Raw genomic sequence first — 14,216 nt, forward strand, 5'->3', positions numbered from 1 at the left:
CTGTTAATCGCACCTTTTCTTAACCGCTAAAAAAAAGCCACTCAGCCAACAAAAAAAGCCTGACAAAAGTACAGCTTTTATCAGGCTTAAGAAGGCTATCAGCTTAGGAGTAAGTTAGCCGGTTGATGAGGGAAATTTCCAAACATTGGGCCACTTATTCAACCTTGTCAATATCTTCCTTGAGTTCGTCCATGTCAAACTTGGCAAAAAGGTATTTGCGGTCTTGAACTGGGAAGCGCTGGTCCAACTGATCCACAGGGCCAACCTCGACAATCCCGTTTTCAATCACAAAGTCCATCACATGTCCACCAAAGGTGTGGTCATCTGAGATAAAATGCAGGTGATAGCCAGCTACGCTAACGCCGTGAAACATTTCTGGCGTCCAAAAACCGACAATAGTCCCTGAAACATTTTTACGGGTGTATTCTGGTTGGTGAACCGCCACTTCCGCAAATTTTTGATCCATATTTGACTTGGGAATCATGCGGACATGCATGGTAGAAAAATCGCCATGAATTTTAATCGAGCGAAAAAGGTTGACGCCGTCATAATAGGATTCGATACGTTCTTCGAGTTCCTTATCCGTCATCTGAAAGCGTTGACGAAAGACAACTTCGGCCTGATGCGGTACAACAGCGGCATAAGGCACTTTGACATCATCGCCAACTTCAACAATTCGAGGGTCTTGCCCCTCAGTTCCAATCGCTTGGTAGGCCTTGCCATCCAAAACAATGAGCTCTCCATCAATCGAATCTAAGGTTCCAATGCCAAGGTCACCATGTTCGAGCAACTCTCCGATTGTTAGACTACCGCCATACAAGCCCGCCATGAGGGCGCTGAGCGTATTGTACTGAAATAATTTAATCGCTTCTGCCATAATGCGTTTGCGTCTCCCTTAATAAAATTTATCTGGCAAAATGGTTTCTCCAAGAGAAAGGTTATCCTTGTAATCAATAGGAATATCAATCAAGACGGGACCTGACGTTTGAGACTCTGCCATGGCTTTGGCCAAAACGGTTTCAAATTCATCCTTGGTGTGCACCCGGTAACCCTTGGCCCCGAAACTTTCTGCATAGGTCACAAAGTCAACCGGTCCAAATGACACACCTGCTGCCCGACCGTATTTCTTTTCTGCCTGGAATTCCACCATATTATATTTTCCATCATTCCAAATCAGGTGAACAATCGGCAACTTAAGACGAACCGCGGTTTCCAGTTCTTGACCTGAAAAGAGGAAACCACCATCACCTGAAATAGAAACCACTTGGGTATTTGGCCGAACTAAGGCCGCTGAAATCGCCCAAGGTAGGGCAACACCCAGCGTTTGCATCCCATTTGAAAAGAGCAGATGACGCGCTTCATAGCTCTTAAAGTAACGCGCCATCCAAATGTAGTGGCTACCGACATCCACGGTTACTGTGGTGTCATCAGAGACTTGCCCTTGCAAGACTTCGATAACGTCTAAGGGATGGAGAATGCCTTCTTGAGGTGTCCGGTCGTATTTTAAATCATTGGCCTTGTGTTTGAGACCAGATAGGTATTCACGGGCATCGTCATCCAGGCGATAACCTGCAATAGCTGGCAAAAGCAAGTCCAAGCTTTCTGCGATATCCCCAATCAATTCCCTTTCTGGTTGGAAATAAGTGTCAATCTCTGCTGGTTCCACGTCGATAACAATGATGCGGGCAGAAATTTCAGCATTCCAGTTTCGTGCCTCGTACTCGATTGGGTCATAGCCAATCGCAATGATCAGGTCAGACCGCTTGAGCAACATATCACCTGGTTGGTTTCTAAAGAGACCAACCCGCCCAAAGAAGGTATCTTCTTCTAAGTCACGCGAAACAATACCAGCCCCTTGGAAGGTTTCCACAACAGGCAGTTTAACCGCATTTAAGATTTGACGGATACTCTTGGTCACCTGAGCCGTAGAGGCACCATTTCCCAAAAGCAACACAGGTAACTTGGCATTTTTAATCGCTTGCGCCAGGTAATTAATATCGTCAACGGACGCAGAACCTAATTTAGGGTCTGTCAAGGGTTTTATGGCTTTGACACTAGCTGGGCTGTCTACGATATCTTGAGGGATAGAAATAAAGCTCGCTCCCGGTTTACCTTCTTTAGCGTAACGATAGGCATTCGCAATGATTTCTGACAAGGTATCAGTCTCGTGAATTTCAGCCGAGTATTTGGTAATCGGTTGCATCATACCAACATTGTTCATGGATTGGTGAGCACGTTTTAAAAGGTCACTGCGCTTGACTTGTCCGCTGATAGCCAACACAGGGTCCCCTTCATCCGTAGCCGTAACCAGACCAGTAGCAAGATTAGAAACCCCAGGCCCACTAGTTGTGAGGACAACACCTGGTTCTCCCGTGATACGCCCAATACCTTGAGCCATAAAGGCTGCATTTTGTTCATGGCGCGCCACGATTAACTCAGGCCCCTTATCCTCTAAGGTATCAAAAACTCGGTCAATCTTTGCTCCAGGTATACCAAAAATATATTTGACATCATGGTTAATCAAGCTATCGACGACTAAATCTGCACCGTATGTTTTTTGCGTTTCAGACATTCTAACCCCTCCGAATAATGAAATGAATTCTTATCCATTATATCATAGACTAGGTATTTCTCCTTTTTTCTAGTCTAGGATTTTGTGAATTTTTTGCAAACTTTTTAAAAAGGGGCCTCTGCTTGCCAATCAGCTAACCAAGCAACTGCCTGACCATCATCGGGAACCTCTTTGAGATAGGCTTTGAGGTAGTGGCTGGCTTTTTCTTTTTCCCCCAGTTCACGTAAATACAAGGCATAATCCAGCAAAAACTCAGGATTTGTCTTTAAATCATCCACGATGTCGGCATAAACCGATTGTGCCTTCGCATCCTCTTCTAACTGGCGGTATGCCTTAGCCAGATTCCATCTGGGCAAAACAGACACGGTATCATCTGTCACCACTTGAGGAATCTCATCATAGCGCCCGGCTTCCAGCAAGAGATTGCTCAAGGGTAATACAACTGCTTCACGGTCTTCACTGATGTCAAGGGCTTGCCTCAGATAGGCTTCACTGGCTTTCTTATCGTGCAATTCATAGGCTAATTGCGAAGCTAAGAGCAAAAGCTGGCTATCAAAACTATTTTTGGCTAGGCCTTGTTGCACAATCTGCAAGGCCTTGGTGGTTTCATGTTCGGCATGTAAGGACTGTGCATAAAGGTACTCATAGCCTGGAAAATCAGGGTTGAGTGTGTCTAGTTGTTTAAAGTAAAGGTTTGCCTTTTGGCTTTCACCAGCTTCATACAATAGACTCGCTAAGGCCATGAGGGTCTGTTCCTCAAAGTCAAGCTCTACCGCTTTTTCTAAAAATTCAATGGCAGCTTCAAACTTACCAAGATTAGCGTAGGCAAAACCAATGCGCTGGTAGGTAGAAACACCCGTCGCCTGAAAGATAGAGCGCTGATCCAATTGAGCATAGGCCTTAATGGCTTGTGAAAAATTTCCTAATTCAAATTCCATTTCAGCTAAGCCAAAGGTTACAATAGGATCCTCTGATAGCGCCTGAGCTTCTGCCATTTTATCCCTTGCCACCTCGGTTAGCCCTTCTAGTTGGTACAAATCAGCCTTGGTCAACAAGGCGGATAGGTAGGCGTCACTCGTTTGGGGAATGGCTTCTAGATAGGCAAATGCTTGCTCTATATCCCCATCTTCACCAGCGATTTGGGCTAGATTGATGGCTAAATCCGGGTAGTGTGGGAGTAATTTTTCATATAAGACCTTGGCTTGAGGGTAAAAGCCGATGGCTTCTAAATAATCGGCCAAGGCCAACAGCGTTTGGGCGCTGTCATTTTCTTGCGCTTGATTAAAAAGTTGCTCGAATCGCGCCATATCTTGCGCTTCGAGAGCCTCCAAAGCCTCTTGACTATAAGACATATGGTCTCCTTTTCTATGCTTGCGGATAAAAATCGACGTCTTGTTCTTGTAAGGTCTGCTTATCATCGTAGACGAATCGGGCGGAGAAGAAAGGCACATCTCGTAAAATCCAATCAAACAATTGGTAATCCCCAGCCCAGGTCGGCTTTTTCATGACCTCCTCATAAGGCACCCAAGCCAAGGTTCCTTCATTGCAGTCAATCAAGGTCCCACTAAAGGCTGTAATCTTAAAAACATAGGTGTACCAATCAGTATCTGGCGTAAAGTCTGGAAAGGTCACTAGCCCAGCAAAACGCATGTCCTCAACAGTCAGACCAGTTTCCTCATAAATCTCACGAATGGCACAGGCTTGAGGGGTTTCACCAGCCTCGATTTTACCGCCAACAGAAATCCATTTGCCTTCATGAACATCATTGGCTTTTTTATTCCGATGCAAGAGTAGCAATTCTTGCCCATTATCAATGTAGCAAATGGTAGCGAGTTGTGTTTTTTTGGCCATGTGCTTTCCTTTCAGCGTGTCTTGCTTCTATTTTAGCACAAAAACTGGCTTTTTAGGCCGTTCTCAGATAAAAACACCTTCCTGAGTATGTTATATTTTGTGACATCAATTGGCTTTGAATTTGCCCAAGAGCCAATCTTTTGGTATAATCTTTAAGGTAAATTTATAAAAAGGAGAGACTTAATGAAAAATAAAGTCTTTGCACTGCTCTTGACAGTGTTTTGCGCACTGTTCTTTTCTGGGCAGGCCAAGGCGGACGACAAAATCTCTGTCGTCGCCGACCAAACTTATGCCCCTTTCGAATTTAAAGATTCTGATCAGACCTATAAGGGCATTGATGTAGATATTCTCAAAAAAGTCGCTGAAATCGAAGGTTGGGACTATAATGTCTCTTACGTTGGTTTTGACGCTGCGGTAAATGCCGTGCAGTCTGGCCAAGCCGATGCGATTATGGCTGGAATGACAGTTACAGAAGCACGTAAGAAAGTCTTCACCATGAGTGATACCTACTATGATACTTCTATCGTCATTGCGACCACCAAATCTAACAAAGTCAGCAAATACAGCCAATTAAAAGGCAAAACAGTCGGTGTTAAAAACGGGACTGCAGCCTCCACTTGGCTGGACAACCACAAAAAAGAGTATGGCTATACCGTAAAAACCTACGATACAGGTGATGACATGTATAACAGCCTAGCTGCTGGCTCTGTTTATGCGGTTATGGATGACAAAGCCGTTATCCAATACGCTATCAATCAAGGCCAAGACTTGAACCTTTCAATGAAGGGTGAAAGTATCGGGAGTTTCGCTTTTGGTGTCAAAAAAGGCAGCAAGTATGAATATCTCGTAACGCAGTTTAATGATGCTTTGGCTAAAATGAAGGCTGACGGCAGCCTGTCTGCTATCATCGAAAAATGGACTGGTGAAAAACAAGCCAGTGCAACAACGACAGCAACAAGTGCTTCAACTGCTGAAGCGACAACTGCGAAAGCAACACCCAAAAAGAGTTCCTATACCATCGTGACGGACTCTAGTTTTGCCCCATTTGAATACCAAAACGATCAGGGCAACTACGTTGGAATTGATATTGAATTGATCAAGGCCATTGCCAAACAACAAGGTTTCACCATCAAACTCAGCCACCCAGGTTTTGACGCTGCGCTCAATGCGGTTCAGACAGGGCAAGCTGATGGCGCCATTGCTGGAATGACCATCACGGATGAACGAAAACAAACGTTTGACTTCTCTGAGCCTTATTACACGTCTCAGATTGAACTCGCTGTGAAAAAAGGCAGCAAGATTACATCTTACGAGGACCTAAAAGGTAAAAAAGTCGGTGCCAAAACTGGAACGTCTTCCTACCTCTGGCTAAAGGACCACGCAGACCAATACGGTTACACCCTTAAAACTTATGACGATGCTTCTTCCCTCTATGATAGTTTGAATTCCAATTCTGTTCAGGCCATCATGGATGACAAAGCTGTTTTGGACTATGCCATCAAAGAAGGCCGTAGTTTTGAAACACCGATTGCTGGTATCGATACGGGAAATCTTGGTTTTGCCGTTCGTAAGGGAAGCAACTCCGAACTCATCGAAATGTTTAACAATGGTCTAGCTGCCCTGAAAGCTAATGGTGAGTACGATAAAATTATCGCCAAGTACACGAGCGCCAATGAAACAAGCTCTGACAATACGGTTGATGAATCAACCTTTGTTGGTTTGATTCAAAACAACTACAAACAACTCTTAAGCGGTCTCTGGATTACCATCCAACTGGCCCTCCTATCCTTTGCCATCGCTTTGATTATCGGTATTTTAATCGGTATGATGAGCGTCAGCCCATTTAAATCCTTACGTATCATTGCTAGCGTCTTTGTCGATGTGGTTCGGGGTATTCCTTTAATGATTGTCGCAGCCTTCATCTTCTGGGGCATTCCAAATGTTCTCCAACAAATGACTGGTAGCCAAGTGACGATTAATGAGTTTGTCGCTGGGGTTATCGCCCTTAGTCTAAACTCTGGTGCTTATATTGCCGAAATCGTCCGTGGAGGGATTGAAGCCGTGCCTAAAGGGCAAATGGAAGCCAGCCGTAGTTTAGGGATTTCCTATGTGACTACCATGCGTCGCATCATTGTTCCTCAGGCCCTCCGCTTGATGTTACCAAACTTTATCAACCAGTTCGTCATTACGCTTAAAGATACTACTATCATCGCAGCAATCGGTCTGGTTGAACTCTTCCAAACTGGTAAAATCATCATTGCCCGCAATTACCAATCCTTCAAAATTTATGCCATTTTAGCCATTGTTTATTTGGTCATGATTACACTTTTGACGCGATTGGCGAAACTCTTGGAAAAGAGGTTTAAATAATCTATGACAAAAGAACGTGAACTTAAAATTGACGTGCAAGATTTGCACAAATCCTATGGCTCTAATGAAGTCCTCAAAGGGATTACAACCCAATTCTTTGAAGGGGATGTTGTTTGTATCATCGGGCCTTCAGGATCAGGAAAATCAACTTTTCTACGGACTCTTAATCTTCTAGAAGATATTACGACTGGGCAGGTTATCGTTGACGGTTACGAACTCAGTAACAAAAAAACAGATATCGATAAAGCCCGTGAAAATATCGGTATGGTTTTCCAACATTTCAACCTTTTCCCACACATGAGCGTTATTGATAATATCACATACGCACCCATCGAACTCAATAAAATGAGCAAGAAGGAAGCCAAAAAGGTGGCCATGGAACTTTTGGAAAAAGTTGGTCTAGCTGACAAGGCAGATGCCAAACCAAGCAGTCTGTCTGGTGGGCAAAAACAACGGGTAGCCATCGCACGTAGTCTGGCCATGAACCCAGATATCATGCTCTTTGATGAACCGACTTCTGCTCTTGACCCTGAGATGGTTGGTGATGTGCTTAATGTTATGAAAGACTTGGCCCACCAAGGAATGACCATGTTAATCGTCACCCACGAAATGGGCTTTGCGCGTCAAGTGGCTAACCGTGTCATCTTTACAGCTGATGGAGAATTCCTTGAAGATGGTGCCCCTGATGAAATTTTTGACCATCCCAAGCACCCACGCCTGCAGGAATTTCTCAACCAAGTCCTCAATGTCTAAACCCAAAACACTAGCAATCGCTAGTGTTTTTTTATACGTATTAGGACTGACTTTCTCGCTTATCACAAAGCCAAGCTCAGGCAGTACGGCAAACGAAATGCCCCTCTTCTTCTGTGAAGGGGGCTTTATTTGTAGATGGTTTTCTTTAATATGGAAAATTTGCTTTTAACAAGCTTTATCTGAAACAATTAGTCATTAAAACCATGTAGGGGCATTATGCACAAAAAGAGGCTGGGACAAAAGTCCTAGCCTCTCAATTATTTTTGGATTGTCGAGCAAGACGCAGTAGTTGAGTGGGCTCTACTAGGCTGATTTCATCAGCTTTTACAGCCCTACTCAACTGTGCGGAGGTGGGACGACGAAATCGAATTCTAACGAATTACCGATTTCTGTCCCACTCTCTTTTTAACTGCTCTTAGTTCCCTATTTTCCTTTTGGGTACTAGCAAATAGAAAAATAGCAGATTCAATCCAAATACGGCAACAAAGAGCGCTAATTGGGTAGGATCGATCGTTTGTTTCTCAGTCAAATCTTGGATCAGCTTTGTATAATAATAGCCTGGGAAAGCCCGTTGTAGCTTGCCAACTAAGTCCATAAATCCTCCACTTGCGCCAAGTGTATCAAAGGGAATAATGGTCATAGCAGCCAAAATAATGATAGGAAAGCCAATAGTATCAATCGTCTTAGCATCTACCCTAACCCCAAGTACAAAGCCAATCACGCTAAAGTAGATTCCCATCAAGGATAAGAGGAAAAATTGTACCAACAGGCTAGTCGTCACTGGAAAGTGAAAACCTAGAACAGCAACTACTAGTACTGCTAAAAAGATCAAGCTGTTCAGAATCAGTTGCACGATGCTTTGATCCCATAAATAGTTCTTGACACTATAGCTTGTAAAGTGGGATTCAAAAGAATAAAACCCGATATCTGAGGCGATACGCTTACTAAAAGTTGCAAGACTATTGCCAATGACCCCGATAAAGACGGCAATGCCTAATAAAATACTTGGCGAAACCCCTTTTTGAAGCTGATAAAAGAAGATATACCAGCCTATGGGTAAAATAATGGTAAATAATACAAAGCGCTTATTTCGTAAAACTTGTTTTAATTGAATCTTTCTCATGCTTGTTCCCCGCCTTTATTCATCTCTTCTCGGAAATACTGCTCAATGGTTCGACCAGCCTGGTGAATATCCTCAACAGCCTTTGTAGCAGCAATGCGACCCTCTTTTAAAATCAGGACTTTTGTAAAAAAGGCATCAATTTGGTTGAAATCATGGGTCACCACAACAGATGTAAACTCTTCCTTTTCCAGTAGCTTCCAAAAGTTATCCACTGCTTCCAAGTCCATGCCAGTCGTTGGCTCATCTAAAAAAATCAACTTTGGATGATTCAAAATGGTTAATAAAAAGGACAAGCGTCTCTTTTGACCCCCAGAAAGACTTCCCACCATCTGCTCTCTTGAGTCTCTTAATTCGACCATTTCTAAGAGTCCATTGATATCGGCCTGCTTCAACTGATTCATCCGACTTTTTAATTCGACGAATTCAGCTACAGTTAGATCCTCGATGAGCAGATCCCCCTGAGGCATCATTCCAATTTCCCTTTGAAAATCAAGTGCAGTCTTTATCGTCCCCGAATCAGCCTGGAGCTGTCCAGCGATAATGTTGAACAGGGTACTTTTACCTGCCCCATTATTTCCCAGCAAGGCAATTTTGTCTCCTTCTTCTATCGAAAAAGACACTCCCTTTAATACAGCATTCTCCTTAAATGATTTTGTAATAGATGCGACCTGAAACATACGTTCCCTCTTTTCTTTTTAATCTTGTGTATAGTATACTTCAAAAGGGCAGGCTTTGTAGCTCTCTGTCAGAAACGGTCAGAAAATCGTCGTGACGGTCAAAAAAGAGGCTGGGACAAAAGTTCTAGCCTCTCAATTATTTTTGGATTGTCGCGTAAGACGCAGTGGTTTAGTTGTCTCTACTAGGCTGATTTCATCAGCTTTTACGGCCCTACTCAACTGTGCGGAGGTGGGACGACGAAATCGAATGCTAACGAATTACCGATTTCTGTCCCACTCTCTCTTCTATTATTCCTTCCAAAAGGTCAGACTCTGGGTAAATCGGTAGTTTGAACTCTTGGTAGACACTGTCGTTTTGGGATACTTTTCCAGTAATTGTTGGATCTTGTACAAGCCAAGACCGCGGCCCTCTCCTTTACTCGAGTAGTCCTTTTCAAAAATTCTCGCCAGATCTATTTTTTCAGCTTTTGTACTATTTTCAACTACTAAAATAAGGGAGTTCGTCTCCTGGAGCATGGCAAGGGTCAACTGGGGGTCCTCTGATTCAAGACTTGCTTCGATAGCATTGTCACAAAGGATAGATAAAAAGCTGATGAAATCTAAAACCTCGATGAATAGCTCACGAACAGGTTCATCGATCTCGACAGAGATCTCAATCCCTTTATTTTGAGCTTCCAATAATTTTGCGGACAGAACACTTTTTACAGCTGGATTTTCGATGTGACTGAGTTTGGCAATATCAAACTTGCTATCGTAAAATTGTTGGCCACTCTCTCGTAGAACATTCTCATAGATTTCCCTGATCGCGTTGAGATCTTCATGATCAATACTTAATTTGAGACTGGTTAAAATATTCAGGTAGTCATGACGAAAGGCACGAATCTCCCCGTAAAGCATTTCGACGTGTTGGCTATAGGTGGCTAACTCCTGCAGTTGCCTATCTTTTTGTTCCAGAATTTCTTGTTTCAATCGTTCTTTGGATACCGCATTGAAATACAAGAGCATCGCAAAAAACAAAATCAAATAAATACTATTTACCTGTTCCCGTAAAGCATCTGCATGAGGAATAGCGTCCTCCCCCCCCCCGAGACCTGCAACACTGAGCAAATACACAAACATGGAAAGATCCATTGGGAGTAAGAAACGATTAAAATACTGCCGTTGAAACCCTACTTTTAGATCTGTAAAATCTAGTTTTAACAATTTAGTGATTCCTATATAAACAGGAAAGACCAGCAATTCAAGTAGAGCATCATACCAGCTGACAGATGCCTCATGAACAAGTACGATCCCTAGCATTGGAAAGACATAAAAGGCTAGGAGGCGCCCAATGAGACTCTCCATGACAACCGGGTAGAGCCCGTAAAAAATATTCAAAAGGTGTCCTATGTTACGATTTCGATAGAAACTATAGGCAATAAATACTAAGAAATAGCCAAAAAAGCCTACCGGTGGCACAAGGGTAAAGATAATTGCAAAGAAGAAGGGGCACAAAAAGAGCCAGCGCAAGGTGAACTCTTGTCTACTGATATGACGATAGATCAGCATGCTGACGAAGAACTTTAGGTAAGACATTAGAATATCTAACAGCAATTCTTTCTCCCTTCTATTTTTTCAAAGCGTCCAGTAAGCCTCTGTACTTGGTCCGTGAGATCAAGCAATTGTCCCCATTTCCAAAAAAAGCTTTCTTGGCTTCTTTATCAATCTTCGTAATATTTTGCGGATTCACCACAAAGGAGCGGTGGCACCGATACAAGCGGGGATCTGCTTTTTCGATATCGGCAATACTAGCGTAAAATTCCAGGCGCTCATCCTGGGTGTGTAAAATGACCTTGTGAATGGTTGGAGACGTTTCAACATACAAAATCTTATTAAAAGGAACTTGTACACGCGCCATCGCACTCTCAAATGTAAAGGCATCCTGTGCAATTGTAGTCCCAACTTGCTCCAAGGTATAGTCGATGGCTGAGTTGATTCTCTCTCTGAAGTCTTCCTCACCCAGCGTTTTATCGATAAAATCCAAGGCAGCCACTTTGTACTGAAAGGTAATGGGCATGAATTCAGAGTGAGTGGTGACAAAGACAATGGTCGCATGGGGGTCTTTCTTACGAATCTCTTTTGCGATCTCCAGACCTTTTTTCTCCTCACCTTTAATCTCGATATCTAAAAAGAATAGGTGATGGGCTCCTCTTTCTGTGATAGCATCCAGCAACTGGCTTGACTTCCCAAACACTTCTGGGGCTTGGCATTGCAAGGATTTTTGACGGATGAGATCCTGCAAGACCGCTTCGATACGCGATTGTTGGATCCATTCATCTTCTAACACAAAAATCTTCAACAAAGTCCTCACTCCTTCCCCTCGACGAATATGTTCTATTTTACCATAAATGATGCCTGCTGAGCCACTCTTTCAAAGGAGACTCACAAGGCCCTCTACCTTTTCTCCTTAACAAAAAACTCTCCCGGAGGAATCCGGAAGAGATTGCACAAGGGGATTTTGAAAAATGTTTTCTAATAGGATAATTGCAAAAATAAGTGCAACAGTTACGTGAGCTCATCATCTTACAGATTTGGGGTCAAACGCGACTTCCAACCTTTTTGCTTGACCCTATGGTCCTACTGTTCCTGTCCTAAGCTTGCGGAATAACCTGTTTGGCATCGTCTGAACTCTCTTGAAAGGGTAGACTTATGGGCACCAAATTTACAGGCAATTTGGCAAGGTATCAAACTGAATTACAGGTAGCTTTCTATCTTTATGCGTTCGGTTATGGTAAGGTGGGTGTGGCTCATCGTTCTTCCTCGGCTTCTGTTTGTATAGTTACTTACTGCTTACACCAACGAAAGGCTATGGTTATTTGTTGCATTATATTTTTCAATTTACCATTCCTTATTCATACCGGCATTCTCGCTTATCACAAAGCCCGTCCGAGGCAGTTCGGCAAAAGAAAAGCCCCTCTTCTTCTGTGAAGGGGGCTTTCTTTGTTGCTTTGCTGTTAAGCTTTCTTTTTCTTAGCAAGACTGCTTTTAATGACACTAATGACTGTCGGCAAAAGGGTAACGATGACCACGCCTAGGATGATGGCTGAGAAATGAGCCTTCACAAAGGGAATATTGCCAAAAAGGTAACCAGCCCCCGTTGCAATCAAGGACCAAGAAATGGCTGCGACAAAGGCACGTTTCACAAAAGATTGAACAGGAAACTGACTAAGCCCAGCGACAAAGGGAACGAAGGTGCGGACTATCGGCAGGTAGCGCCCCAAAATGATGGACCCTGACCCATGTTTTTCGAAATAGACTTCTGCTTCTCTAATATGGTCCTCTTTGATAAATTTACTGAAAAAGCGATGGTGGACCAGCCGATAACCCAAAGTTCGTCCAATGAAAAAGTTACAGATATCACCCACAAAAGCTGCGATGAAAAACAAGACCATAAATAGACCCACATGAAAACGCATCTCAGGATTTGCAGCTAGTGCACCTGCCGCAAACAAGAGACTATCCCCTGGTAAGAAAGGCATAATTACGGCTGCTGTTTCAATAAAAATGACCAGAAACAAGACCAGATAGGTCCAACCCCCAACAGAATTGGCAATGTTGTAGATATGGTCATCAATATGTAAAATAAAATCGACAATAAACATGGTGTCCTCACTTAAATATAGTCTTTGCCATTATATCAGAAATTGGGCGACCTGACTCTCTTTTTCCAAAATCTTTTCCTACTCAAATCCAAGTTCACTGGCCAGGCGGCTTCAATAAAGAGATAAAAGCTCAAAGCTAGTCATGACGGCAAAAATCCCTGAGAATGTTTATCTCTCAGGGAATTCTTCGTTTAGGGGTGACTGACAATGAGTTCGAGTTCGCCATCAAAAGACCAGTCTTTGACATCGCTTGGTAAGATAAAATGGTCGCCTTTTTTTAGAGGGTATTCTTGATTAGCAACAAGAAGTTTGCCTTGGCCCGCCAAAACACTCACCAGACTGTAATCAGCTGTCTTTGTAAAGGTTACTGGACCTGAGATTTGCCATTTATAAACGGCAAAAAAAGCGTTGGCCACCAAGAGGGTACTTTTCAAGTTGTCCATCTGCAAACTAACCGGGCGGCTATTGGCAGGTTGACCGATGGTTAGCACATCGATTGATTTGTCCAAATGCAATTCACGCAAGTGCCCTTCCTTATCTTTGCGGTCAAAGTCATAAACACGATAGGTCGTGTCACTGGATTGTTGCGTTTCAAGAACTAAGATACCTGCTCCGATGGCGTGCATGGTGCCACTAGGGACATAAAAGAAATCCCCAGCTTTAACAGGCACCTTGGTCAGTAACTTGTCCCAGTCCTTAGCCTCAATCTTCTGACGCAGTTCTTCTTTGGAGCGAGCATTGTGGCCATAAATAATTTCTGCACCAGGTTTCGCATCGATAATATACCAACACTCTGTCTTGCCAAGTTCGCCTTCATGCGCTAAGGCGTAGCTATCATCTGGGTGGACCTGCACACTGAGCCAATCATTAGCATCTAAAATTTTGGTTAACAAAGGAAAGACCGGCTCTTTGCGGTTCCCAAACAATTGACGTTCTTGGGCGTAGAGTTGATCAAGTTTTTGGCCTGCAAAACGTCCATTTTTAACCCGAGAAACCCCATTGGGGTGTGCCGAAATAGCCCAGTATTCCCCAACATGGTCACTAGGGATCGGATAGTCAAAGACTTCCTGCAACTGGCGTCCCCCCCAAATTTTTTCATGCATTTGAGACTCTAAAAATAATGGTTCTGACATGATAACTCCTTTAAAAATAAACCGCTTTCTTCTTATTATAGTCTAAAGGCAAAAGCTTGTCTAGATTCATTTGACAAGGCAAAAAAAGAATCTCCA

The 14,216-nt window shown here is 43.3% G+C and carries 12 protein-coding genes and 1 pseudogene; 2 read left to right on the forward strand and 11 right to left on the reverse strand.

Annotation, left to right across the window (positions count from 1 at the left end; all coding sequences use genetic code 11):
* Positions 1 to 154: 154 nt before the first annotated feature.
* The 4 genes from budA to STRDD12_RS02640 all read right to left on the reverse strand — a co-directional run bounded on the left by budA (position 155) and on the right by STRDD12_RS02640 (position 4,423).
* Positions 155 to 877 (reverse strand): acetolactate decarboxylase, encoded by a 723-nt coding sequence (budA, locus tag STRDD12_RS02625; protein ID WP_066914894.1) that lies wholly within the window; start codon positions 875 to 877, stop codon positions 155 to 157.
* A gap of 18 nt (positions 878 to 895) precedes the next feature.
* Positions 896 to 2,572 carry an acetolactate synthase AlsS gene (alsS, locus tag STRDD12_RS02630; protein WP_066914896.1) on the reverse strand — a complete coding sequence of 559 codons (1,677 nt, stop codon included), beginning with the start codon at positions 2,570 to 2,572 and terminating at the stop codon, positions 896 to 898.
* A gap of 104 nt (positions 2,573 to 2,676) precedes the next feature.
* Positions 2,677 to 3,924, reverse strand: coding sequence for a tetratricopeptide repeat protein (locus STRDD12_RS02635; protein WP_066914898.1), 1,248 nt, complete (start codon positions 3,922 to 3,924; stop codon positions 2,677 to 2,679).
* Between the two features lie 13 nt (positions 3,925 to 3,937).
* Positions 3,938 to 4,423: an NUDIX hydrolase gene (locus STRDD12_RS02640; protein WP_066914900.1), complete on the reverse strand. Its 486-nt coding sequence runs from the start codon at positions 4,421 to 4,423 to the stop codon at positions 3,938 to 3,940.
* A 183-nt stretch (positions 4,424 to 4,606) separates the two neighbouring features.
* Between STRDD12_RS02640 and STRDD12_RS02645 the strand changes: the two genes are divergently transcribed.
* Together STRDD12_RS02645 and STRDD12_RS02650 are read left to right on the forward strand one after the other, a co-directional pair.
* Entirely contained in the window at positions 4,607 to 6,793 is a 2,187-nt protein-coding gene (locus STRDD12_RS02645; protein ID WP_066914902.1) for an ABC transporter substrate-binding protein/permease, read from the forward strand.
* A gap of 3 nt (positions 6,794 to 6,796) precedes the next feature.
* Positions 6,797 to 7,546 (forward strand): amino acid ABC transporter ATP-binding protein, encoded by a 750-nt coding sequence (locus STRDD12_RS02650; protein WP_066914904.1) that lies wholly within the window; start codon positions 6,797 to 6,799, stop codon positions 7,544 to 7,546.
* Between the two features lie 415 nt (positions 7,547 to 7,961).
* On the opposite strand, the gene STRDD12_RS02655 is transcribed toward STRDD12_RS02650, so the two are convergent.
* The 7 genes and pseudogenes from STRDD12_RS02655 to manA form a co-directional block, all read right to left on the reverse strand.
* Positions 7,962 to 8,669: an ABC transporter gene (locus STRDD12_RS02655; RefSeq protein WP_066914906.1), complete on the reverse strand. Its 708-nt coding sequence runs from the start codon at positions 8,667 to 8,669 to the stop codon at positions 7,962 to 7,964.
* On the reverse strand, positions 8,666 to 9,346 hold the full coding sequence (locus STRDD12_RS02660; protein WP_066914908.1) for an ABC transporter ATP-binding protein: 681 nt from the start codon (positions 9,344 to 9,346) through the stop codon (positions 8,666 to 8,668). Before STRDD12_RS02660 ends, STRDD12_RS02655 begins: the two co-directional genes overlap by 4 nt.
* 288 nt (positions 9,347 to 9,634) lie before the next feature.
* Positions 9,635 to 10,723 carry a sensor histidine kinase gene (locus tag STRDD12_RS02665; RefSeq protein WP_231853438.1) on the reverse strand — a complete coding sequence of 363 codons (1,089 nt, stop codon included), beginning with the start codon at positions 10,721 to 10,723 and terminating at the stop codon, positions 9,635 to 9,637.
* Between the two features lie 229 nt (positions 10,724 to 10,952).
* Entirely contained in the window at positions 10,953 to 11,687 is a 735-nt protein-coding gene (locus STRDD12_RS02670) for a response regulator transcription factor (RefSeq protein ID WP_066914910.1), read from the reverse strand.
* Positions 11,688 to 11,965: 278 nt separating this feature from the next.
* A pseudogene (locus STRDD12_RS08560) lies at positions 11,966 to 12,136 on the reverse strand (IS30 family transposase); the annotation flags it as partial.
* A 203-nt stretch (positions 12,137 to 12,339) separates the two neighbouring features.
* Positions 12,340 to 12,987, reverse strand: coding sequence for a VTT domain-containing protein (locus STRDD12_RS02680; protein ID WP_066914914.1), 648 nt, complete (start codon positions 12,985 to 12,987; stop codon positions 12,340 to 12,342).
* A gap of 191 nt (positions 12,988 to 13,178) precedes the next feature.
* The gene (manA, locus tag STRDD12_RS02685) at positions 13,179 to 14,120 is read right to left on the reverse strand and encodes a mannose-6-phosphate isomerase, class I (protein WP_066914916.1); all 942 of its coding nucleotides are present in this window, start codon (positions 14,118 to 14,120) and stop codon (positions 13,179 to 13,181) included.
* Positions 14,121 to 14,216 lie beyond the last annotated feature (96 nt).

The organism is Streptococcus sp. DD12 (genome assembly GCF_001578885.1).
Classification (GTDB): Bacteria; Bacillota; Bacilli; order Lactobacillales; family Streptococcaceae; genus Streptococcus.

What these genes read in the sequence shown, in the direction of transcription:
- budA (WP_066914894.1), bottom strand. Translation starts at nt 877, where the DNA reads ATGGCAGAAGCGATTAAATTATTTCAGTACAATACGCTCAGCGCCCTC.
- alsS (WP_066914896.1), bottom strand. Translation starts at nt 2,572, where the DNA reads ATGTCTGAAACGCAAAAAACATACGGTGCAGATTTAGTCGTCGATAGC.
- STRDD12_RS02635 (WP_066914898.1), bottom strand. Translation starts at nt 3,924, where the DNA reads ATGTCTTATAGTCAAGAGGCTTTGGAGGCTCTCGAAGCGCAAGATATG.
- STRDD12_RS02640 (WP_066914900.1), bottom strand. Translation starts at nt 4,423, where the DNA reads ATGGCCAAAAAAACACAACTCGCTACCATTTGCTACATTGATAATGGG.
- STRDD12_RS02645 (WP_066914902.1), top strand. Translation starts at nt 4,607, where the DNA reads ATGAAAAATAAAGTCTTTGCACTGCTCTTGACAGTGTTTTGCGCACTG.
- STRDD12_RS02650 (WP_066914904.1), top strand. Translation starts at nt 6,797, where the DNA reads ATGACAAAAGAACGTGAACTTAAAATTGACGTGCAAGATTTGCACAAA.
- STRDD12_RS02655 (WP_066914906.1), bottom strand. Translation starts at nt 8,669, where the DNA reads ATGAGAAAGATTCAATTAAAACAAGTTTTACGAAATAAGCGCTTTGTA.
- STRDD12_RS02660 (WP_066914908.1), bottom strand. Translation starts at nt 9,346, where the DNA reads ATGTTTCAGGTCGCATCTATTACAAAATCATTTAAGGAGAATGCTGTA.
- STRDD12_RS02680 (WP_066914914.1), bottom strand. Translation starts at nt 12,987, where the DNA reads ATGTTTATTGTCGATTTTATTTTACATATTGATGACCATATCTACAAC.
- manA (WP_066914916.1), bottom strand. Translation starts at nt 14,120, where the DNA reads ATGTCAGAACCATTATTTTTAGAGTCTCAAATGCATGAAAAAATTTGG.